The organism is Chitinophaga sp. 01L420 (assembly GCF_056399985.1).
On sequence record NZ_JBFTSK010000025.1, the window covers coordinates 186450 to 206537 of the forward strand.

A 20088-nucleotide genomic window follows, 5' to 3' on the forward strand; every position below is an offset into this window, starting at 1 on the left:
GGAGTTACTGAAAGCTAACGCGGAATTGCTACTTTTGTCGCACTAAATTTTTTTGATGAATCCTCATTTAGGTCTGTTTGATTTTTCGAAGCGCCCCGATTATAAAGTAGAAGTGCTGGCAGGATTAACCGTGGCCATGACCATGATACCGGAGTCATTGTCGTTTGCTATTCTCGCAGGATTCCCGCCTTTGGTAGGGTTATATGCTGCCTTTATCATGGGACTGATTACGGCTGTTTTCGGTGGTCGTCCGGGAATGGTATCTGGTGGTGCAGGTGCTACGGCGGTGGTATTAATTGCACTGATGCAATCGCATGGTCTGGATTATGTATTTGCAGCAGTATTGCTGGCTGGTGTATTTCAGGTGTTGGTAGGATTATTTAAACTGGGAAAATTTATCAGGCTGGTGCCACAGCCGGTGATGTATGGATTTGTGAATGGATTGGCGGTAATTATATTTATGTCGCAGTTCCGGCAGTTTAAAACGCTGGTAAACGGAGAACTCGTGTGGTTGAGTGGAAATCCGCTATGGACCATGATTTCATTGGTCGCAGTCACCATTGCTATTGTCATCTTCTTTCCGAAAATAACAAAAAAAATCCCCGCCTCGCTGGTAGCTATTATGGTTGTTTTTGCCATTGTAATGGCGCTTGGTATTTCTACCCGCACGGTAAAAGATATTGCTGCCATAAGTGGTGGACTTCCACCTTTTCATCTGCCACAGGTGCCTTTTTCGTTCAGCACATTGCAGATAATTTTTCCTTATGCGTTAATTATGGCAGGGGTGGGGCTTACAGAGAGTCTGCTTACATTAAACCTGGTTGATGAAATGACCGGCACCAAAGGAAATGGCAACCGGGAGGCGGTGGCACAAGGCAGTGCTAATATGCTTAATGGTGTTTTTTTCGGCATGGGTGGCTGTGCTATGATTGCACAAACTTTTGTGAATCTTTCTGCCGGGGCAAAATTACGCTTGTCTGGTATTGTGGCAGCACTGACTATTCTGTCGGTGGTGCTTTTTGGGGCGCCTGTAATAGAACGTTTGCCTATGGCAGCTTTGGTGGGAGTGATGTTGATGGTGGCTATCTCTACTTTTGAATGGGCCAGTTTTCGTATCATTAACAAAATGCCGAAGGCCGATATTTTTGTGGGAGTATTGGTCGCTGTTGTTACCGTATGGTTGCATAACCTGGCGCTGGCAGTACTGATTGGAGTCATTATTTCTGCGCTGGTATTTGCATGGGAAAGTGCCAAACGTATCCGAGCACGTAAGTATACAGATAAAGACGGTGTGAAACATTATGAGATATATGGACCGTTGTTTTTCGGATCAGTGGCGGCTTTCAGAGAAAAATTTGATGTAGTCGATGATCCGGAGATAGTGATTATTGACTTTAAAGACAGTCGCATCGCAGATATGAGTGGCATTGATGCGTTGAATAAATTAACAGAGCGGTATAAACAGGTAGATAAAAAGCTGCACCTGCGCCATTTGAGTGCAGACTGCCGGCAATTACTAAAGGATGCAGCCGCAGTAATAGAAGTAAATATTATGGAAGACCCGGGATATTTTGTAGCAGCTAAATAGACATCCGGGCAATTTTAAATAAGAAATTTATTCCTCTTCGTTTCTCTTCAATATCTCATTAATCATCGGCTTCAGGGTATCATATTCTTTCGTAGTAAAACCCATGCTGCAACTGATTTTCTCCGGAATATCTGCTGCCTGCCTTTTCAGTTGTGCGCCGGTTTCTGTTAAGTGAATATTTACAATGCGCTCATCTTCTTTGCTGCGCACGCGTTTAATTAACTTTTTACTTTCCAGTCTTTTTAACAAGGGGGTTAAGGTGCCGGAATCCAGCATCAACAGTTTGCCCAGTGTTTTTACGGACAGCAGCTCATGCTCCCATAGCGACAGCATCACGAGATACTGCGGGTAGGTGAGGTCTATCGCATTTAAAAAAGGCTGGTAATGTGATGTTACCAACCTTGATAATGCGTATAACGAAAAGCAGAGTTGATTTGATAATTTCAGTTGTTTCAATATCGATAATTTAACAACCCAAAACTAAGCTAATGTTTCGATTAATATTTTTGCAACTTCTGAAGAGGAAGCAGGGTTCTGGCCTGTGATCAGCAAGCCGTCCTTTAAAGCATAAGGATGCCAGTCGTTGCCCTTGCTGTAAATGCCGCCCAGCTTCTTCAATTCATCTTCTAACAGGAACGGTACTACGTTGGTGAGTTGCACCGCCTCTTCTTCTGTATTACTAAAGCCAGTTACTTCTTTACCTTTTACCAGTGGTTCACCATCGGGCCCTTTTACTTTCACCAGTGCTGCCGGTGCATGACAAACAAATGCCACCGGTTTATGCTGTTTATAAAATGCCTCAATGAGCGCTATGGAATTGGGATCACCGGCTAAGTCCCACAGGGGGCCATGCCCACCCGGGTAAAACACCGCATCATAGTCTTCCGCATTTACTTCATTCAGTTTCACGGTATGTGCTAACTTTTTCTGCAGGGCTTCATCCTGTTTAAAACGATTGGTGGCTGCCGTCTGAAATTCAGCCAGCTCACTTTTCGGATCAATGGGTGGCTGTCCGCCTTTAGGGGAGGCCAGCGTTACTTCTGCGCCTGCATCTGCCAGCACATAATAGGGTGCGGCAAATTCTTCTACCCAGAACCCGGTTTTGTGACCGGTATTGCCAAGCTCGCTGTGCGATGTCAGTACAATCAATACTTGCATGTGATGAAGGTTTAAATCAGTGCTAACTCAACTTCTATATTGCCGCGGGTAGCATTGGAATAAGGACATACCTGGTGTGCTTTTTCAATCAGTTCTTTTCCTGTCTCCGGGTCTACACCTGGTATTGCTACCTGTAATTTTACCGCTAATCCAAAGCCACCGTTATCGTTCTTACCCAAACTAACGTTGGCAATAACAGTAGTGGTACCGGTGGTTACTTTTTGTGTTCTGATCACCAGGTTAAGAGCGCTGTCGAAACAAGCAGCATAACCTGCGGCGAAAAGTTGTTCCGGGTTGCTGTAAGCGCCGCCACTGCCGCCTAATTCCTTTGGCATTCTTACATCGAGGTCTAATACGCCGTCTGAAGATTTAACATGTCCGTTTCTACCGCCTGTTGCGGTGGCCTGTGCCGTGTATAATTTTTCAATTGTAGCCATGAGGTATTTATATTTATTGTGCAAAATTAGATTGTGTACAATTGAATACCAAATTTATTTTTGAGTCTCTTGTTGTTAACAAGAAAAAGACCATCAGTGTTTACCAATGGTCTTTAATATAATATAGCGACACATCCTCAGGCCAGCTCATGGTATCGGCGGAAGCCTGTTTTGAACGACTCCCAGTCAAAGGCCTCCTGTAACTGCCGGAACATGATCAGTTCCAGGAATGGATCCTGTTGCCATGTCTCATAGTTGGCACCTTTACTGAAATACTTGCGCATCATCAGTTCCGTATTTTGATTGGAAACACCCGGGTGAGCACCATTACGTTCACCTACCAGCCGGTCGGACATGTACAGGGAAAAGAAGTTGCAGCTTACGTCCGTGGTACCGCCAAATACCCAATCGATATTCTGCATCCACATCTCCCGGAAAAAAAATATGGCAGATAAATAATTATTTCTTTACTTTGCGTCATATTGACGTAAACAAGTATTGAACCCTATCAGGCAAGATGGAATGGTTAACCCCGCCGGAAATTCCCGATACCCTGATGTAAACAGAATCGACATGAACAGAAATAAACGAATAGAGATTGCATACAACACCCTGAATATAATGGAGGCGGGTTGCTATCAGAACAGCAGCAATGAATCAGTAGATATCAGTGCTGCATTACAGGAGGCGATCACTAACACGATCCATTATCGCCCGGAAGACTTTCCCACTGTATTTGCACAGAGAGATCAGCAGCTGAAAGCCGCTACGCCATATAATACCAACATCACGGTGACCGCTGAGACTACGTTTGCAGCCACACACCGCCTGATTGTGGAAGAAGGAATTACTGATGTTTGCTGTCTGAACTTTGCCTCGGCGAAAAATCCCGGTGGCGGTTTTCTGGGAGGCGCACAAGCCCAGGAAGAAGCACTCTCAAGAGCCAGCGGATTATACGCCTGTCTGAAATCCAAACAGGCCATGTATGATATCAACCGTGCTTATCATACCTGTTTGTATACAGATAATATGATCTATTCCCCGTTGGTGCCCGTTTTCCGGGATGATCAGGATGCCTTGCTGGATCAGCCTTATTGTGTATCTGTGATCACCGCACCAGCGGCGAATGCAGGCGCTATCAGGAATAACGAACCTGAACGGTTAAACGAAATTGCAACAGTAATGCTTGGCAGAATAGAGAAGTTGCTCTCTGTAGCTGTAGCACAAAAACAAACGACCCTGATCCTGGGCGCCTGGGGCTGCGGCGTTTTCCGGAATAGCGCCGAAGAAGTAGCCCAATGGTTTGCGCATCACCTTCAGGAGAATGAAGTCTTTAAAAACGCATTTGCTAACGTGGTATTCGCCGTGTATGATGCTTCAGCGAAAGCACAAAACCGGCATGCCTTCAACAATAAATTTCAATACAGTGAAATATAATAACGAATGGCTGATCACTAAGTATGAAGCCAAAGAAAAAATAAAATTCCTGTTTTTCTGGGGCCATCGTGCAGCAGCCGATGGAAGTGTGACTCAGAGCTGTTTCAGTCAGTGGTGGCCGGCTGCTTTTAAAGTAAACGACCTCACCTACAAAACTGCTGAACACTGGATGATGGCCGGTAAAGCGCAACTTTTCGGAGATCAGGATATCCTGGAAAAAGTGCTGCAGGCCGGTTCTCCCGATCAGGCCAAGAAGCTGGGCCGGCAAGTGAAAAATTTTGATGCCGCTACCTGGGATGCACATAAATTTGACCTGGTAGTAACCGGTAATTATCATAAATTTTTACAACATCCGGCATTGAAAACTTTTTTAATAAACACACAGGATCGCATACTGGTGGAAGCCAGTCCTATGGACCGTATATGGGGTATAGGCATGGCTGCCGGTAACGAACACGTGGAAAATCCCCTAAAATGGCGTGGACATAACCTCCTGGGTTATGCACTCATGGTAGTAAGGGATCAACTTAAATAACATGAACATTAAATCGATCAGTAAATTTCTGAGTCTTATTCTCCGGCATAGCCCGGAAAAAATACAGCTGACGCTGGACGCCCATGGCTGGGCAGATGTAGCCACCTTGATTAAACAATGTCAGGCACATGGACAACGCTTTACTTTTGCGGAACTGGAAACAGTGGTGGCAGAAAATGATAAGCAACGATTTTCATTTAATGAAGATAAAACACGGATAAGAGCCAACCAGGGACATTCCCTGGAAGTAACACTGGACCTGCCGATGGCCACACCGCCGGAATTTTTATATCACGGCACCGTTCCTAAATTTATGCAGGAAATCAGGACCCGTGGTCTGCAAAAGATGAACCGGCATCATGTGCATCTCTCCGAAAACCTGGACACCGCAACAAGTGTAGGCAACAGGAGAGGAGCAGCCAAAATACTCACGATCCTCAGCGGACAAATGCATCGGGATGGTATTCCGTTTTATTTGTCCGTCAACGGGGTTTGGCTGACAGATGAGGTACCTCCAAAATATATTCAATAAATCTTATCTTGTGTAGATTGTAACGGCAATTGAGTCAGAGAGATATTACTTTTGCCGCCACCTATCAATCACAAATCAATTATGACTAAAAAGCTCTACCAACAAATTGATAAAACAATCCTGAAAGGACTACCCAACCCCTCAAAGGAAAAGTATGAGATGAAGATAAAGGTGCCGGAGTTTACTTTTCTGGGTATGCACGAACAGCCGGATTTTGCCAAATTGTACATCACCTTCTATCCAAAAGGCAGGATCATAGAACTGAAATCGCTTAAGCTATATGTATATCACCTGCGTGATATCATTGTATCCTACGAGCGTCTCATTAATATCATCTATGATCATATGATGGAAGTATATGAGGCAGATCGCTTGCGGATTACGCTGATCTGTAATCCCAGAGGAGGTATCAGCTCCAAACTGGTGATTGATTCCGACTGGAAAGACAGAGGCGGTGACGAACGCTTTAAAGATTACCCGGAACGTGATGATGAATGGGGAATACTGATGTAAGCTGGTAAGCTGTAAGCTTTTAGCTATTAGCTTTTAGATTATCATATGTTAGTAAATAGCTTTTAGCAGTTAGCTTTTAGCTTTTAGATTATCATATGTTGGTAAATACAGAGAAGACTAACAAAYGGTAATCTAAAAGCTAAAAGCTAACTGCTAAAAGCTATTTTTCGCTACTTTTAAAGAAAAAAATATGTCAATAACTACAGAAGCAGAACTCGCTGGCATGAAAAGGGTGAGCGAAGCAGTAGCTATCACGCTGAAAGAAATGAGGCATTATGCTAAACCAGGCATGACAGCCAGAGAGGTGGATGAATTTGGTGGGGAGATCTTAAATAAATTAGGGGCTAAATCAGCGCCTAAGCTGACTTATGGCTTTCCGGGCTGGACTTGTATCAGCGTGAATAATGAAATTGCTCACGGCATCCCTTCTGAGAAAAAAATCCTGCAGGAAGGCGACCTTGTGAACATCGATGTATCTGCAGAACTGGATGGCTACTGGTCGGATAACGGCGGCTCCTTTGTTCTCGGACAGGATATCCATCAGCACCAGGCCCTGGTAGATGCTTCCAAAACTATTTTGTACAAAGCGATTCAGCATATCAAAGGTGGTACCCGCGTGGCAGATATAGGCAAACTCATTGAAACCGAAGCACGCAAATCAGGTTATACGGTTATCCGCAACCTGGCGGGGCATGGCGTGGGTAGAAGTTTACATGAGGCGCCGGATGATATTCTCAATTGCTATGTACGTTTCAACAAAACCCGCTTTAAAAAGAATTCCGTAGTGGCCATAGAAACCTTTATATCTACCACCTCTTCCTTTGCTAACCAGTCAAATGATGGCTGGACGCTTGTGGGGAATAAAGGCGGTTTTGTAGCCCAGCATGAACATACCATTGTAGTCACCGACCAGGCACCTGTGATACTGACTGCAGCCAACGAAATATGGAACTGATCTTTATTTCAGTTGCAACGTAACTGAACGGATATTCTTCCGGTCATCCGTATAGGTAATATGCACCAAATCATTTGTGGCGGCGATGATAGCAGGATAGCTATACTCGCCGCCTTTATGTTTTTCCAGCACATATACATCCCGCCATCGCATCCCGTCGTTTGAGACAGCCATCCGCAGCTCATTGCGGCCATTGGACCAGTCTTTCCCACTGGGCGCCGGATTGTATACCAGCACCTGTAAGCCATCCGGCCGGGTAACGGCATCAATACCGGAGTTGGGGTTTAATAAAGACAAACCGGTCACCGGCGTCCACGTAGAGCCGTTATCGTTAGACCAGCTGCTGGCAATCACGTCCTGCCTGCTTCTGAAAAGCGCCTGTAACCTGCCCCCGGCAAGAGTAATGATGGTGGGTTGTATCACGCCGAAAGTATCGCAGGGAATGTTTATTTTTTGCCACTGATGCCCCGTGCTGTCACTGATTTCCATATGTGATATCCATACATTGCCTTTTACGCTTTCTGTACTGGAAGGATGCAACAGGCGTCCATCGGGCAACTGAATACATTTGTTTTTAATAGGTCCCAGTATGCCGTCCGGCAGTTTTTCGGGAGATGACCAGCTAATGCCGTTGTCACGGCTGTATCGCGCCATGCCCCACCACTCCCGTGGATTTGGACCTACCTTATAAAACAGGCAGAGCAGGCCAGCCCTGGTACGGAACAATACGGGGTTCCAGCAGGGATAGCGAAGCGTATCGTTTATAATGCCATCCGCCAGCTTCACCGGTGCCTGCCATTTGTTTTTTTTATAGAGAGAAGCCCATATCACCACATCTTTACTACCTTCTTCCCGACCACCAAACCAGGCACTCATTAACTGGCCATCCGGGAGGGCGGTGATAGTAGAAGCATGACTGGAGCGTGTTACGGGTACTGGCATGATGAGGGTATTACGTACCAGCGTCGCCTTTACCTGGGCTTGCAGTGGCAGATAAATGATCATCATCCATAACAGAGAAATATAATATCGCATATGTGCAGGGATATAAATGAGTTGGTTAAATTAAGGAATGCAAGGGGATTATCATAAAGATTGGTAAATTTGCCGCCTTATGTCATTATATACAACAAAGGGAACCGTTACCATCACCTGTAACAAACGCCTGACACCCTTCCTGGAGCAGGAAGTGAAAGATCTGGGATTTACTGTGGAAGAAACATTCGTGACCGGTGTACGGTTGAATGCTTCCCTCAATGAATGTATCCGCCTTAATTTGAACCTGCGCTGCGCCAGCCAGGTATTATACAGCCTGAAACAATTCGAGGCGCTGGATGCAGATGAAATATACAGTCACCTGCATACCTATCCATGGGAAACAGTGCTTCCGGAAAACGGGTATTTCTCTATTACCAGCAATGTGCAGAATGAATCTATCAATAACGGCATGTTCGCCAACCTGCGCGTGAAAGATGCTGTAGTAGACCGTATGCGGGAAAAAACCGGTAAACGTCCATCTACCGGTGCGGAACTGACCGGCGCCGTTATTCACCTGTTCTGGAAAAATGAAAATGCAGAAATATTTGTAGACACCACCGGTGATTCTCTGGCCCGCCATGGTTATCGTAAAATACCTGGCCGCGCCCCTATGCTGGAAGCGCTGGCTGCCTCCACCATCCTGGCTAGCAAATGGGATCGTAAGTCACCTTTCGTTAATCCCATGTGTGGTTCCGGCACCGTAGCTATTGAAGCTGCGCTGATCGCTACCAACAGCCGTCCCGGACTTTTCCGTGAAAACTATGCGTTCATGCACCYGCAGGGTTTCGATGAGGCCATCTACCTGGCCGAAAGAGGCTTGCTGGAAAAACAGATCGTGGAAGTACCGGAGCTGCGCATCATTGCTACGGATCTGAGTGACATGGCCATCGTCAATGCCCGCAAAAATGCGAAAGCCGCCGGTGTGGAAGATATGATTGAGTTCCGCGTATGCGACTTCGCCAGCACAGAAGTGCCGGAWGGCGCTGCCGGCGTAGTATATATGAACCCTGAATATGGCTTGCGCCTCGGGGAAATTGAAGACCTGGAAGAAACGTATGGCCGCATCGGCGATTTCATGAAGCAGAAATGTGGWGGCTATCATGGCTACGTTTTTACCGGTAACCTCGAACTGGCCAAGAAAATAGGACTGAAAGCAAAACGCAGAATAGAATTCTATAACAGTACCATCGACTGTCGTCTGCTGGAATACGAACTGTATGCCGGTACCCGCGATGTCAGGAAACTGGCCGCAGAATAAAGAGCAACGCTTCAGGCTATTTCCCGCCTGAAGCGTTTTTTTTTTCAGCGCGGACCTTCCGCGCATAGATCCAGACCCACCATGTCAATACAACTAAGTACAGCGTGGTAATATGCTGGTTAGTATCCCTTACTATATTCCGCCGGGTAACTGCTGATCAGAGAGTCGATATGTTTACCAAAATGTAACTGTGTATTGCCTTTTAGGTATTTATCGAAAAACATACCGGTAATGTTCCGGATTACCTGTTGCCTTTTTTTATGAACATCTCCCAACGTAGGCTGCACCTGCTCCGCAATGCTAATCATGGAAGAGAAGTCCTCATGCCTTGCTTGTTTAAATTGCATAAAATATTTAGGAGAGGCAGCGCTGTGTTGTTGTATATCATAGATAGAATCTACTTTAGGTGGATGGGCTCCACTCAGGTAACAATAGGGAACTTTAATTTTTTCAGGACGTACAGAGGGGACACGCGTCATCTCGTTGTACATCTTGTCCCATTCCGCATCTTCGCCGTAGTGGTGTATTTCTGTGCCATCAAAAGATAACAGGCATTTGAAATCAGCAGACTGCATCGCCGCTTTGGTGATGGCACTGCCTCCCATACTCCAGCTGAGCAAACCTATGCGGGAGGTATCAGCCAGCGGTAGCTGCGATAGTTGCTGCCGGGTAAACAGGATATCTTTTACCTGTTCTTCCAGGTCAACAGCCGCGCTCATATAGCCAGGATAAAGTCCAACGGAACTGATAGCGGCTACGATGTAACCCTGCTGCACCAGCTGATGAAACAAACTGATGTTTTCATAGCTACTGCCATTCATGCCGGCAGCATAAATGATCACCGGATACTTTCGTTTATCCCTGACCGGTAGTGGTGCCGGGTATATCTCTGTATTATAACGAAATACGCGGCTAGCACTGTCCAGCTTGAATTCCTGGGTAATCGCATCTGCAATTTGCTGGCTTTCCAGGTGGCAGCTGTCTTTAGGTAAACTATAATCCAGTCGCAGTGCTGCCATATCCAGGATGTCACCATAACTAAGCGGAACGGTACCGGATATTTTAGCTGCCGGATAAAAAAGATCAATTTTTACCGGCCGTAATTTTTTATCAAATGAACGGGTGCTATCGTAAGCCTTGATGCTGTAAAGTCCCGTGTAGTAAGACTTTGGTGGTACCGGTTTGCAGGAGAAAAAAAATAGTACTGCTACAGGAAGTAGGTAGTGCTTCATATGGTAGTAAGTTATTTAGCCGGAAGCTAGCACTAAATTTTAGGTAAAGATTGATACGCTTACTACTTTAACTTTTCATTGATGGGATTACTTATCTTGATGTACGGCAATAAAAAAGCGCTGCTATAAGGAGCAGCGCTGTAAACAAGGAATTCCGTTTTATATAACTTCACTCACATTTATCGGCCTGGAAAAACTTTCTTCCAGCGAAATGATCGTTTCTGTGCGTTCTATGCCTTTGATGTGCTGCAGGTCGTCCTGCAGAATTTTACGTAGCTCTCCGCTGTCTTTACAAATGATTTCCGCAAACATACTGTAGGAGCCGGTAGTATAGTTTAACCGGACAATCTGCGGGATCTTTAATAATTGTTTTGCTACGTTTTCATACAGAGAACTCTTCTCCAGGTAAATGCCGATGAAGGCCAGCACATCGTATCCGATGGCACRCAGATTTACCTGTAAACGGGTGCCCTTGATGACGCCCATTTCATGCAGTTTTTTGATACGGACATGAATAGTACCGCCGGAAACGAACAGCTTTTTTCCTAATTCCGCATAAGAGATCCCGGCATCGGTTGACATTTCCGAGATGATTTGTAGGTCTAATTTGTCAATATTTAATGAGTGGCTCATTTTCGCAACGCAATTTAGAATATTTTCTAAAAATAGGTATTTTTTTGAAATAATCGCAAAATTGATCTGTTTGGGATCATTTTTTCTTTTGGGCCCGGGAGAGACAACTCCCCTTTATACAGCCAGGTGTTGGTCTTATGAGGAATATAAGTAATCATATTTTTTAACTAAATTGATGACCAGATACTATTATCCCTTGTAAATTATAATCCATGAAAGCTAATGTGACGAGTAGAACAGCCCAATACATGGCCTTGTTCAGGGCATTAGAAACTACCCGCCCCAAAGACCAACGACTTTTTACAGACCCATTTGCCGCCTGGTTTCTGGACGGAGGTCTGAGAACAGGGGTTTGGTTATGCCGGATTCCAGGCTGGAGAGCCATTGCAGAAAGCATTATCAGGAGAAAGATCCCCGGAGCATTATCTTCCGGTATCGCACGTACGAAATATATTGATGACCTGCTGCAGCGGGCGGTGACGGATGGAGCACAACAGGTATTTATCCTGGGGGCTGGTTTTGATACCCGCGGATTACGCCTGCCATTCCTGCAACATGTTAAGGTAGTAGAGATTGATCATCCCAATACTGCTGCTTATAAGCTGGCTAAACTGCGCGCACATAAAATCCCGGCCAGGGTATTTTATTACCAGATAGATTTCAACAAGCAAAGCCTGGATCAGCTGGGAGCATTAAACAACTTTGATTTTACGTTGCCCACCGCCATCATCTGGGAAGGGGTAACGAACTACCTCAATAAAGAAGCGATAGACAGCACCTTTGCTTTTTTGCAGCGTTTTGCGCCCGGTTCAGCCGTAATTTTTACCTATGTGCATCAGCAGATACTGGATGCACCAGCGGCCTTTTATGGGGGCAAGAAATTGTTGCAGGATGTAGCCGGCCTGGAAGAGCAATGGACGTTTGGTTTTGATCCGGCAGCCCTGCCGGCTTACCTGGAATCTTTCGATTTTAAACTGGAAGAAGATCTGGGAGCTGCGGAATATAGGGAGCGGTATTTACCGGAACGGGGGGAGCAGGGGTATGAGTTTTATAGGGTGGCTTATGCCCGTCGCATGGCTGCTAAGGACGAATAGTTAACTGCGCTGTCTTTCTCCACGCTTTCTCTGGATTTGATACATACAGTTCCTGCCAGGTACGCCATTCTTCTGCAGCGGAAAGACCGGTTAAGAAGGTGGTAAGGGCTGGCCATAAGCGACTGTGCAGCAGTACGGATGGCAGTGGCAGAAAGAGCAACAGAAATGAAACTACCAGTTCTCCGAATCGCTCCTGCAGGGCGGAATGGCTGGCATGGTTAAAAGGAAAGAGGGTAGTCCTGCTGGTAGCATAATGATAAATCATATGCAGTATGGTGAGGTAAATGGAAGTCAGTGAAAGGAAAGCCGTGAACATCTGTATGGTATTTTATACAAATGTAGAGGGGGCAAAAGAGGGGAGAAATAGCCGGGGGGCGGACAGCCCTCATTTTCCGGTAAACGCGGGATAATTTCCGGTAAAAATTATACTCAGGCATTTGCATGTAAAGCCAGCTTTTCGTGCAGCAGCTGGCAAAGCTCCGCAAACTTAGTAGGTTTGGTAACGAAATCAATAGCGCCCATAGACCTGGCCATATTTATTTCATGGGGTTCGTCACTGGTAGAATAAATGATAACAGGAATGTGTTTGAGGGTAGCAGAGGCCTTTATTTTCTGCAAAAAGGTGAGCCCATTCATTAAAGGCATATTCATATCCAGGAATATGAGATCAGGTGTGCAGATCTCTGCTGTGAGCTGATCCAATGCATCCTGTCCGTTACCCGCCGCCGCAAAGGATATCTTCTCCCTTACAGCATGAAGGGCGAGCTTGAAAAATTCCTGATCGTCCGGATCGTCATCCACAAGCAACAGGGTCGTTATATCCCGGTTATTGTTAGGGGCCATATGTATCATGATGGAAGACTACTAATGTACGCTTTATTCCTGTCATATGGCTGAGAAGGTTATAAGTAGCCGTAGTTAAACCTTTTGCCGCGCAGGCTTGTTGTTCTGGAACAACCGGGTAGGTTCCGATAAAACAAATTCTATGAAAGCAATCATCACTGCAGCGCTATTTGGCGCTATATTATTATTGGGGGCATGTGGCACAACGGTGCATATGACGGGCACCTGGAAAGCACCGGAAGCGCCGGCGGGGGGATATCATAATATGCTGGTGGCAGCACTTACGTCTAATGTAGGCGCTCAACAAATGGTAGAAGCTAAAATGACCGGAGCCCTGCAAAAGCGCGGCGTATCAGCCGGCCGCAGTATGGATATTTTTCCACCCAAATTCAATCCTGAAAGCGATGGCGATAAAACCGCCGCCGCAGAAAAAATGAAAGCGGCCGGGTATACTTCCGTATTGACCGTTTCTGTAGTGAACAAGGAATCACAGTCGAGATATGTGCCTGGCACCATGTCCTATGCGCCTTATCCTGCCTATGGCTGGTATGGCCGCTTCTGGGGATATTACGGATATATGTATGGATCCGTTTACTCTCCTGGTTATTACACCACAGATAAAACATATTTCCTGGAAAGTAACCTGTATGATTTATCACAGGACGGCAAACTGGTATGGTCCGGGCAGTCGGAAACCTATAATCCCAATAGCCTGGAATCTTTTGCCAAATCCTTTGCGGTACAGGTATCTACCGCCTTAGACAATGCAGGGTTACTAAAGAAATAATTAATTAGTGGCTGTTGTCGTAGTAGGTATTGTCGGTTACTATTTTACCATCATCTACCGTAAAGACAGTACATATAGGGAGATGCCATTTTTTGCCATCAGGGCCGGTACCGGATGATACAAATTCAACGGTGATATGATTTTTATCGCCATACATATTCACGACTTCATCATGAACGTCCGGAAACATTTGCTGTAGTTCCTGGTATTTTTTGATCGTCTGAGCGCGGGTATGTTGCACGGGTTCCTGGCCTAAAGAAGGATCCAGGAAGGTAGCGGTATCCTTGTAACAGCGGGCCAGCCGGGGCCAGTCGTGTGCATTAAATGCCTCAAAGAGTTCTTTTACTACTACGGTATTGGCGTTGGCAAGACTGATTTTACCACCGGGTTGCACACATCCTGCGAAGGAAATGACAAGTAGCAGAAACAGGTAGTTTTTCATGCGGGATTTATTTTGAGCATTTACAAAATACGAAGAAGCCCGCGAAAACAGATTTATAATTTAAATTTGTACCTTAATTATAAATCCTGATTTTTTTATGGAGATGTCACAGCCTGATCCGGAGTTGCTGCAACAGTTAGTAGTGATGAAGATGCCATTTGGTAAATATAAAGATGTAATCCTTTGCGACCTTCCTGTAAGCTACCTGGAGTGGTTCCAGCGTAAAGGCTTTCCACAGGGCAAGTTAGGCATGCTCCTGGAAACAATGCTGGTGATTAAAATGAATGGTTTGGCCCAGTTACTGGATCCGCTGAAAAAGAAGAGATACTGACACTTATGATAGCCCTATAACGGGCATGGTGCTACGAAGCTGAAAATGTAAAAGGGCTGTTTCTTAATAAGAAGCAGCCCTTTTAATATCCTTTAATAAAGTTCCTTTGTTGGCAGGCAGGTTAGAACCAGCTGGTATTCTGTTCTTCCTCCTCATGAGGACCGGCAACGTCTGCTGGTGCAGATATTTTTATTTCCTCCGCTTCGGTGGCGTGTTCGGTTTTTTGTACCGGCTGCACATTTTTGCGGATAGCTCCTTCTACTACGGCACCTTCCTCTATTTCAAGCACCATGGCATTTACATCGCCCTTTACCAGGGCTTTATTGCTGATATGGGCTTTATTACTGATGTAAACATCGCCATACACTTTTCCATGTACTACCAGGTCGGTAGCATAAATGTGGCCGCGTATACTTGCCGTTTCACTCACTACCAGCTTACCACTGGTTTTTACATCGCCCCGCACACTGCCATCTATCCGACCAGAAACGGAAGCATCAATGCTGCCATTCACGGATACTGTTTTAGGGATACGGAAAGCTCCGGGAACAATTATATTTCGGAAAATATGTCTGACGTTGATCACACGTAAAAATTAGAGGGTGATGGGATTAGGATTAGTATTGGGTGTTGCGCCTGGTGTATGTTGCGCCTGATCGTCAAATGTAGAAACAATAGAGCTGGAGTTACCAAGATCCAGACCTACACTCCGCTGTGGTTTGTTATCTGAAATTCTTAATGAGTTATAAAGATAGCCGATACTCATGAGTTTTTCTGGCTCAGGTGCTACTTCTACCGGAATAAAATCACGGAACTCTTCTACAAAAGCATCGGTGAGCTCACGGTAGTAGGCACCGCCACCCATCAGGTATATTTTTTCGCAGGTTTCAAAATCCAGATCCGTAAAGTAACTACGCATCAGGGGAGATACCACCTCTTTGTAATATTGGGTCAGCACACCTTTACGCATATCCCGCAGGTCAATACGCTTGCGGTTAGTGAAGATGGAGCCTTTCATAAAGGCGTCATCCACCTGGTGTTCATTTTTCATTTCCAGGTAATGCTTCTGGTTCAGCTCACGGGTAAGATTATTAATCGCATAGCGGATACCATGGGAGCTGAAGCAGGTGCGGTGAATCAAGCCATCGCCGGTAGCCATACCACCTTCGATAGTACCGAATCCAAAGCTGATAGCGATGAAGTTATCCAGCTGGGGCTCATTGATGGTTTTCTTTAAACCAATGATGCCACCCACAATTTCAGGGATGACTTCATACTTTTCAATATCAAACATGGCCTTTTTGAAAGACCCTTTTGTATTGTAGGTTTGTGTATCGTAGTCTATCAGGAAATGTCTTTTACTTAAAAACTGTTCCGCAGCTGTTTTGTAAATGTTATAGGTAGAGAACGGAAAACCAACTGTCAGCGCGATGGGTTGTTGTACTTTATCAATAGTATTCAACAAAGCAGCTTTAAACAGTATTTCATAATCTTCTTCACTGGGCGCCGCATTGGTAACCCTGCCCGGATTGATACCACCTCTTCTGGCAAGATTGCCCACCAGGTACCATGTATCATCCTTTTTAATTTTTAACCCATTGAGCAAGTCCTTACTTGAGTTTTCTGTGTTTCCGAATGCGGTCTCAAAAACGCTTGGGAAGCTGGTTGTAGATACTTTCATAGTGCTTTGTTATAAATAACGAATGTGGCCGTGACTCTCCTGCGGGAGGGTTTTCATCGGGATTGAAATAGCGGTTAAAGATATAAAATATTAGAACAAGGGGATGACAACCAATGAATTTACGCTAAATTTAATACAGTGGTCTTGAATTAACAACAACTAATCGATGGAAAGGGAAAATAAAATCCCCTTTTTTTCGTTAGATACCTGTCCCCTTCCCTTATCTATACTCACGCTCATACTTATTTACATGAAGTACCTGGTACTGATTGCTATCATATTGCTCTTTGCGTGTCATTCATCTCAGAAAGTATACACGGCACCCGCAGTAGGGGCGGAAGCACAATTTGACCGGGGACTAAGACCGGAAAAGCATCCTAAATATCTCTTTGATAAAAAAACAATGAAGGATATGCAAAGGCAGGGAGCTGCCAGCAGTTATTCCTCCAAACGCCGTAGTAATGCACGCACTATTCCCTTACCCTCCAAAGGCGGTACCGGCAAAGATAGTACAGCCACTCCGGCAGATAGTCTTCACATGGTTGCAGATTCTTTAAAAGCGCCCATTGTTCCTGCAGATACCACTCACACTCCATATTGACCGGATTCATATTAAGCGCTTGTCTGCGGTGCATTTTCCCGGTAATTCCCTACATTTGAAGCCACCGCTTTTAATTAGTTTATGAGGAAATATTGTATTTTTTTGCTGCTGCTGATGGTCGCGCAGCAAGGCATCGCCCAGACCCCATTATATATGCCGCTCAGCATCCGCAAGGCATATGATCAGCAAACCCGCACCTACACCGGAGCACCGGGGAGTAAATATTGGCAGAACAAAGGGGTGTATGATATACGGGTTACTTTTGACCCCGCTACCAATCTTGTGTCCGGTACAGAACAAATCAGCTACGTCAACAACAGTCCCGATACCCTGAGTATGGTAAACTTTAAACTGTTTCCCAATCTCTATCAGAAGGGCGCCATCAGAAGCATGGGCATTGCCCCGGATGACCTGACTGATGGGGTACTCATCAAAAATATGAAGGTAAACGGTACAGACAGACCAATGTCTGTTCGCCCCCGGGGAGCTAATATGCCCCTAAGCATACCGGCGTTGTATCCTGGTCAGACAGCCCGCTTTGACCTGGACTTCTCTTACACCCTTAATGAAAACACACATATCAGAACAGGAGCCGTTGATACCGGTGCTTATTTCATCGCTTACTTCTTTCCACGTATTGCCGTTTACGATGATGTCAACGGCTGGGATATGATCCCCTACGTTGGTACGCAGGAGTTCTATAACGACTTCAGCGATTTTCGTGTAGCCATTACAGTTCCCGGCAGCTACCAGGTATGGGCCACCGGCGATCTGAAGAATACCAGTGAGGTATACAATGATAAATATGTACAACGCATTGCCGCCGCAGAAAAAAGCAATGATATCATTGCAGTGATAGACAGTAACGATGTTCGCGCCGGTAATATTTCGCGGAGTAAAGGCGCTCAAACCTGGCGTTACGAAGCTAATAACGTGACTGACTTTGCGATAGGGCTCAGTAATCACTACTTATGGAATGCTACCAGCGTGGAAGTAGATGCAGCAACGAAAAGACGTACCCGCGTTGACGTAGCCTTTAATGCCGCTCATGCTGATTTCTTTGATGTGGTACGTTACGCCCGCATCACCGTTGATAAAATAAGCCACTACTTTCCGAAATGGCCATTCCCGTATCATCACGAAACCGTGTTCGATGGATTGGATCAGATGGAATATCCTATGATGGTGAATGATAATCCCCTGGCAGATAAAGCGCAGGCGATTGAACTCACCGACCATGAAATATTTCATACCATTTTTCCTTTTTATATGGGGACCAACGAAACCCTCTATGCCTGGATGGATGAAGGCTGGGCTACTATCGGGGAATGGATTATTTCACCTTGTATAGACAGTAACATCATCGATGACTATGGCATGGCGCCTTATAATTATGTTGCAGGCAAAGCCGTTGATCTGCCTATCATGACGCCTTCCAATCAAACAACAGATGCCTATGTCACCAATTCCTATCCCAAGCCAGCCCTGGGATACCTGTATGTAAAAGATATGCTGGGCGACAGTCTTTTTCTTAAAGCCTTGCATTATTATATGGCTCAATGGAATGGCAAACATCCGCAACCCTATGATTTCTTTTACTGCATGAATACCGGCGCAGGAAGAAATATGGACTGGTTCTGGAAAAGCTGGTTCTTCGATAATGGTTATCCGGACCTGGGTATCCGCAGCGTCACCCAGAAAGGGAAACAAGGGGTAGTGGAGATTATTTCCAAGGGTAACAAACCAGTACCGGTAGATATTACTGTGTTATTTGATGATAATAGCACCGCTAAAATACACAGGAGTATTGCCTGCTGGGAAAAGGGAAACAAAACAGTATCACTCGCGTTTCCATCTCCCAAAAAAATAAAAAAAGTAACCCTGGGCAGTACCTGGGCAGCAGATATTGATAAAGCAGATAACGTGTATGAAGTGCGGTAAGCGAAACGCTTTTAGCTCCTCTTTAGAGTTTGTCGTAGTATAAATAGTACAGCTTCTGATAGCTGCCTCCTACAATACCTAATCCTCCGGTAGTATTGCTTTTGAGCTGAATAGCCTGTATAAGGCTGTTCAGCCCCGGATTGCGTTTCACTTTTTCGTAAGTAAGCAGGAAATCATAATATTCTTTCGAAACAGATTTTACATATACCAGCACTCGTCCTACAGGAGGAATCGCGTCTTCCGGATTGGTACTGAGTGCCGTAGCATTGATATAGAAGTAAGTAGTTAATGGTTTGCCTGCCTGGGTAAACAGGATGCTGTTATAGTTTTCGTTTAGGCCACCCACCTGATTATTGTCTGCATTTTCATCCTGTGTATAGCAGGGAATACGGAGATAGTCGTTCAGGAAAAAACTGTCTTTCCTGGCATTTGCGCCAGGTGAATTTTTCACCTGCTCGTACAAATCTTCCTGTTCGCTTTTGCGGTATCTCACGCCCTGGTACATAAACGTAGTATCTACATCTACACTCTGTTTCAGCGCCTCCATGACGATATATTGTTTTACTCCCGGTAACGGATATACGGTAAAATGAAAACGTAGAACCGGGCGGCCATTCAGGAGTGAACGCAGGGTATCCAGTAATTCCACCCGGAATGGAGGTGGGATAGTAGCCATGGCGGTAATGGATTTGAGCGATGGAACATCTACCTGTAGCTTATAGTTTCTGGCTGCATCGAGCTTTGTTTTACCCCGGTAAACGCTCATTGGATTAGAAGAGTCATTTACATACGTGAGGGTTTCCAGCAGTGTTCCGTTCTTATCCATCAGCTGAACATTGGCGTTTTCTACCAGCTGAAATCCATTATCAAGATAAGGGCCGGATACCGGCTTGCTCTTGCCTACACGCACCTCAGGAATACCATTGGCAACCAGCTCACTGTAAACGACCGCCCTGGGAGCGCCGTTTGTACGGGGAAGCGGTAATTCCTGCTCACATCCCAGCAGCAATATCATACACACAATTGGCAATAATGTAAACCCGTATTTCATG

Annotated in this window: 25 protein-coding genes; 12 read left to right on the top strand and 13 right to left on the bottom strand. The window is 45.4% G+C overall.

What is annotated here, in order from left to right:
• The first annotated feature begins 55 nt into the window (after positions 1-55).
• A complete protein-coding gene (locus AC1DP6_RS22355) occupies positions 56-1588 on the top strand; it encodes a SulP family inorganic anion transporter (protein ID WP_477056808.1) in 1533 nt (510 codons plus the stop codon).
• 27 nt (positions 1589-1615) lie between these two features.
• Here AC1DP6_RS22355 and AC1DP6_RS22360 read toward each other — a convergent pair whose 3' ends face one another.
• The 4 genes from AC1DP6_RS22360 to AC1DP6_RS22375 all read right to left on the bottom strand — a co-directional run bounded on the left by AC1DP6_RS22360 (position 1616) and on the right by AC1DP6_RS22375 (position 3611).
• Positions 1616-2044, bottom strand: a complete 429-nt coding sequence (locus tag AC1DP6_RS22360) for a MarR family winged helix-turn-helix transcriptional regulator (RefSeq protein WP_477056809.1) — start codon at positions 2042-2044, stop codon at positions 1616-1618.
• 24 nt (positions 2045-2068) lie between these two features.
• Complete coding sequence (locus AC1DP6_RS22365; protein WP_477056810.1) at positions 2069-2746, bottom strand: type 1 glutamine amidotransferase domain-containing protein; 678 nt, start codon at positions 2744-2746, stop codon at positions 2069-2071.
• A gap of 11 nt (positions 2747-2757) precedes the next feature.
• Entirely contained in the window at positions 2758-3183 is a 426-nt protein-coding gene (locus tag AC1DP6_RS22370) for an organic hydroperoxide resistance protein (RefSeq protein ID WP_477056811.1), read from the bottom strand.
• 137 nt (positions 3184-3320) lie between these two features.
• Positions 3321-3611 carry a M60 family metallopeptidase gene (locus tag AC1DP6_RS22375; RefSeq protein ID WP_477056812.1) on the bottom strand — a complete coding sequence of 97 codons (291 nt, stop codon included), beginning with the start codon at positions 3609-3611 and terminating at the stop codon, positions 3321-3323.
• Between the two features lie 145 nt (positions 3612-3756).
• On the opposite strand from AC1DP6_RS22375, the gene AC1DP6_RS22380 reads away from it, so the two are divergent.
• The 5 genes from AC1DP6_RS22380 (at position 3757) to map (ending at position 7155) form a co-directional block, all read left to right on the top strand.
• The gene (locus AC1DP6_RS22380; protein WP_477056813.1) at positions 3757-4620 is read left to right on the top strand and encodes a TIGR02452 family protein; all 864 of its coding nucleotides are present in this window, start codon (positions 3757-3759) and stop codon (positions 4618-4620) included.
• The gene (locus AC1DP6_RS22385) at positions 4610-5155 is read left to right on the top strand and encodes an NADAR family protein (RefSeq protein WP_477056814.1); all 546 of its coding nucleotides are present in this window, start codon (positions 4610-4612) and stop codon (positions 5153-5155) included. Before AC1DP6_RS22380 ends, AC1DP6_RS22385 begins: the two co-directional genes overlap by 11 nt.
• A 1-nt stretch (position 5156) precedes the next feature.
• Positions 5157-5687 (top strand): RNA 2'-phosphotransferase, encoded by a 531-nt coding sequence (locus AC1DP6_RS22390; RefSeq protein WP_477056815.1) that lies wholly within the window; start codon positions 5157-5159, stop codon positions 5685-5687.
• 81 nt (positions 5688-5768) lie between these two features.
• Complete coding sequence (locus tag AC1DP6_RS22395; protein ID WP_441574972.1) at positions 5769-6200, top strand: preQ(1) synthase; 432 nt, start codon at positions 5769-5771, stop codon at positions 6198-6200.
• 190 nt (positions 6201-6390) lie between these two features.
• Positions 6391-7155 carry a type I methionyl aminopeptidase gene (map, locus tag AC1DP6_RS22400; protein ID WP_477056816.1) on the top strand — a complete coding sequence of 255 codons (765 nt, stop codon included), beginning with the start codon at positions 6391-6393 and terminating at the stop codon, positions 7153-7155.
• A 3-nt stretch (positions 7156-7158) separates the two neighbouring features.
• Here the strand turns inward: map and AC1DP6_RS22405 are convergent, their stop codons facing one another.
• Positions 7159-8190, bottom strand: coding sequence for a sialidase family protein (locus AC1DP6_RS22405; RefSeq protein WP_477056817.1), 1032 nt, complete (start codon positions 8188-8190; stop codon positions 7159-7161).
• A 79-nt stretch (positions 8191-8269) separates the two neighbouring features.
• Between AC1DP6_RS22405 and AC1DP6_RS22410 the strand changes: the two genes are divergently transcribed.
• On the top strand, positions 8270-9451 hold the full coding sequence (locus AC1DP6_RS22410) for a THUMP domain-containing class I SAM-dependent RNA methyltransferase (RefSeq protein ID WP_477056818.1): 1182 nt from the start codon (positions 8270-8272) through the stop codon (positions 9449-9451).
• A gap of 119 nt (positions 9452-9570) precedes the next feature.
• Here the strand turns inward: AC1DP6_RS22410 and AC1DP6_RS22415 are convergent, their stop codons facing one another.
• Together AC1DP6_RS22415 and AC1DP6_RS22420 are read right to left on the bottom strand one after the other, a co-directional pair.
• A complete protein-coding gene (locus AC1DP6_RS22415; protein ID WP_477056819.1) occupies positions 9571-10683 on the bottom strand; it encodes an alpha/beta hydrolase family protein in 1113 nt (370 codons plus the stop codon).
• A 159-nt stretch (positions 10684-10842) separates the two neighbouring features.
• Positions 10843-11316: an Lrp/AsnC ligand binding domain-containing protein gene (locus tag AC1DP6_RS22420; protein ID WP_477056820.1), complete on the bottom strand. Its 474-nt coding sequence runs from the start codon at positions 11314-11316 to the stop codon at positions 10843-10845.
• A gap of 212 nt (positions 11317-11528) precedes the next feature.
• On the opposite strand from AC1DP6_RS22420, the gene AC1DP6_RS22425 reads away from it, so the two are divergent.
• Positions 11529-12410, top strand: a complete 882-nt coding sequence (locus AC1DP6_RS22425) for a class I SAM-dependent methyltransferase (protein ID WP_477056821.1) — start codon at positions 11529-11531, stop codon at positions 12408-12410.
• Here AC1DP6_RS22425 and AC1DP6_RS22430 read toward each other — a convergent pair.
• Both AC1DP6_RS22430 and AC1DP6_RS22435 read right to left on the bottom strand, forming a co-directional pair.
• Positions 12397-12726 (bottom strand): hypothetical protein, encoded by a 330-nt coding sequence (locus tag AC1DP6_RS22430; protein WP_477056822.1) that lies wholly within the window; start codon positions 12724-12726, stop codon positions 12397-12399. The two genes, AC1DP6_RS22425 and AC1DP6_RS22430, sit on opposite strands and share 14 nt — an antisense overlap.
• Before the next feature lie 113 nt (positions 12727-12839).
• Positions 12840-13262, bottom strand: a complete 423-nt coding sequence (locus AC1DP6_RS22435) for a response regulator (RefSeq protein WP_477056823.1) — start codon at positions 13260-13262, stop codon at positions 12840-12842.
• A gap of 133 nt (positions 13263-13395) precedes the next feature.
• Here AC1DP6_RS22435 and AC1DP6_RS22440 point away from each other — a divergent pair, with 133 nt between their 5' ends.
• On the top strand, positions 13396-14040 hold the full coding sequence (locus AC1DP6_RS22440; protein ID WP_477056824.1) for a DUF4136 domain-containing protein: 645 nt from the start codon (positions 13396-13398) through the stop codon (positions 14038-14040).
• Between the two features lie 4 nt (positions 14041-14044).
• On the opposite strand, the gene AC1DP6_RS22445 is transcribed toward AC1DP6_RS22440, so the two are convergent.
• Complete coding sequence (locus AC1DP6_RS22445) at positions 14045-14482, bottom strand: nuclear transport factor 2 family protein (RefSeq protein ID WP_477056825.1); 438 nt, start codon at positions 14480-14482, stop codon at positions 14045-14047.
• Positions 14483-14579: 97 nt separating this feature from the next.
• Here AC1DP6_RS22445 and AC1DP6_RS22450 point away from each other — a divergent pair, with 97 nt between their 5' ends.
• A complete protein-coding gene (locus tag AC1DP6_RS22450) occupies positions 14580-14813 on the top strand; it encodes a DUF3820 family protein (protein WP_133809618.1) in 234 nt (77 codons plus the stop codon).
• 121 nt (positions 14814-14934) lie between these two features.
• Here the strand turns inward: AC1DP6_RS22450 and AC1DP6_RS22455 are convergent, their stop codons facing one another.
• Together AC1DP6_RS22455 and AC1DP6_RS22460 are read right to left on the bottom strand one after the other, a co-directional pair.
• Positions 14935-15399 carry a bactofilin family protein gene (locus tag AC1DP6_RS22455; RefSeq protein WP_477056826.1) on the bottom strand — a complete coding sequence of 155 codons (465 nt, stop codon included), beginning with the start codon at positions 15397-15399 and terminating at the stop codon, positions 14935-14937.
• A 9-nt stretch (positions 15400-15408) separates the two neighbouring features.
• Complete coding sequence (locus AC1DP6_RS22460) at positions 15409-16494, bottom strand: ParM/StbA family protein (RefSeq protein WP_477056827.1); 1086 nt, start codon at positions 16492-16494, stop codon at positions 15409-15411.
• A 250-nt stretch (positions 16495-16744) separates the two neighbouring features.
• Here AC1DP6_RS22460 and AC1DP6_RS22465 point away from each other — a divergent pair, with 250 nt between their 5' ends.
• Together AC1DP6_RS22465 and AC1DP6_RS22470 are read left to right on the top strand one after the other, a co-directional pair.
• Positions 16745-17095: a hypothetical protein gene (locus tag AC1DP6_RS22465; RefSeq protein ID WP_477056828.1), complete on the top strand. Its 351-nt coding sequence runs from the start codon at positions 16745-16747 to the stop codon at positions 17093-17095.
• An 81-nt stretch (positions 17096-17176) separates the two neighbouring features.
• A complete protein-coding gene (locus tag AC1DP6_RS22470) occupies positions 17177-19036 on the top strand; it encodes a M1 family metallopeptidase (protein WP_477056829.1) in 1860 nt (619 codons plus the stop codon).
• Between the two features lie 22 nt (positions 19037-19058).
• Here the strand turns inward: AC1DP6_RS22470 and AC1DP6_RS22475 are convergent, their stop codons facing one another.
• Entirely contained in the window at positions 19059-20087 is a 1029-nt protein-coding gene (locus AC1DP6_RS22475; RefSeq protein ID WP_477056830.1) for a DUF4249 family protein, read from the bottom strand.
• Position 20088 lies beyond the last annotated feature (1 nt).

Excerpts from the sequence above, each read along its gene's own strand:
- AC1DP6_RS22355 (WP_477056808.1), top strand. The coding sequence starts at position 56 with ATGAATCCTCATTTAGGTCTGTTTGATTTTTCGAAGCGCCCCGATTAT.
- AC1DP6_RS22365 (WP_477056810.1), bottom strand. The coding sequence starts at position 2,746 with ATGCAAGTATTGATTGTACTGACATCGCACAGCGAGCTTGGCAATACC.
- AC1DP6_RS22370 (WP_477056811.1), bottom strand. The coding sequence starts at position 3,183 with ATGGCTACAATTGAAAAATTATACACGGCACAGGCCACCGCAACAGGC.
- AC1DP6_RS22375 (WP_477056812.1), bottom strand. The coding sequence starts at position 3,611 with ATGTGGATGCAGAATATCGATTGGGTATTTGGCGGTACCACGGACGTA.
- AC1DP6_RS22380 (WP_477056813.1), top strand. The coding sequence starts at position 3,757 with ATGAACAGAAATAAACGAATAGAGATTGCATACAACACCCTGAATATA.
- AC1DP6_RS22390 (WP_477056815.1), top strand. The coding sequence starts at position 5,157 with ATGAACATTAAATCGATCAGTAAATTTCTGAGTCTTATTCTCCGGCAT.
- AC1DP6_RS22395 (WP_441574972.1), top strand. The coding sequence starts at position 5,769 with ATGACTAAAAAGCTCTACCAACAAATTGATAAAACAATCCTGAAAGGA.
- map (WP_477056816.1), top strand. The coding sequence starts at position 6,391 with ATGTCAATAACTACAGAAGCAGAACTCGCTGGCATGAAAAGGGTGAGC.
- AC1DP6_RS22405 (WP_477056817.1), bottom strand. The coding sequence starts at position 8,190 with ATGCGATATTATATTTCTCTGTTATGGATGATGATCATTTATCTGCCA.
- AC1DP6_RS22415 (WP_477056819.1), bottom strand. The coding sequence starts at position 10,683 with ATGAAGCACTACCTACTTCCTGTAGCAGTACTATTTTTTTTCTCCTGC.
- AC1DP6_RS22425 (WP_477056821.1), top strand. The coding sequence starts at position 11,529 with ATGAAAGCTAATGTGACGAGTAGAACAGCCCAATACATGGCCTTGTTC.
- AC1DP6_RS22430 (WP_477056822.1), bottom strand. The coding sequence starts at position 12,726 with ATGTTCACGGCTTTCCTTTCACTGACTTCCATTTACCTCACCATACTG.
- AC1DP6_RS22435 (WP_477056823.1), bottom strand. The coding sequence starts at position 13,262 with ATGATACATATGGCCCCTAACAATAACCGGGATATAACGACCCTGTTG.
- AC1DP6_RS22440 (WP_477056824.1), top strand. The coding sequence starts at position 13,396 with ATGAAAGCAATCATCACTGCAGCGCTATTTGGCGCTATATTATTATTG.
- AC1DP6_RS22445 (WP_477056825.1), bottom strand. The coding sequence starts at position 14,482 with ATGAAAAACTACCTGTTTCTGCTACTTGTCATTTCCTTCGCAGGATGT.
- AC1DP6_RS22450 (WP_133809618.1), top strand. The coding sequence starts at position 14,580 with ATGGAGATGTCACAGCCTGATCCGGAGTTGCTGCAACAGTTAGTAGTG.
- AC1DP6_RS22460 (WP_477056827.1), bottom strand. The coding sequence starts at position 16,494 with ATGAAAGTATCTACAACCAGCTTCCCAAGCGTTTTTGAGACCGCATTC.
- AC1DP6_RS22465 (WP_477056828.1), top strand. The coding sequence starts at position 16,745 with ATGAAGTACCTGGTACTGATTGCTATCATATTGCTCTTTGCGTGTCAT.
- AC1DP6_RS22470 (WP_477056829.1), top strand. The coding sequence starts at position 17,177 with ATGAGGAAATATTGTATTTTTTTGCTGCTGCTGATGGTCGCGCAGCAA.
- AC1DP6_RS22475 (WP_477056830.1), bottom strand. The coding sequence starts at position 20,087 with ATGAAATACGGGTTTACATTATTGCCAATTGTGTGTATGATATTGCTG.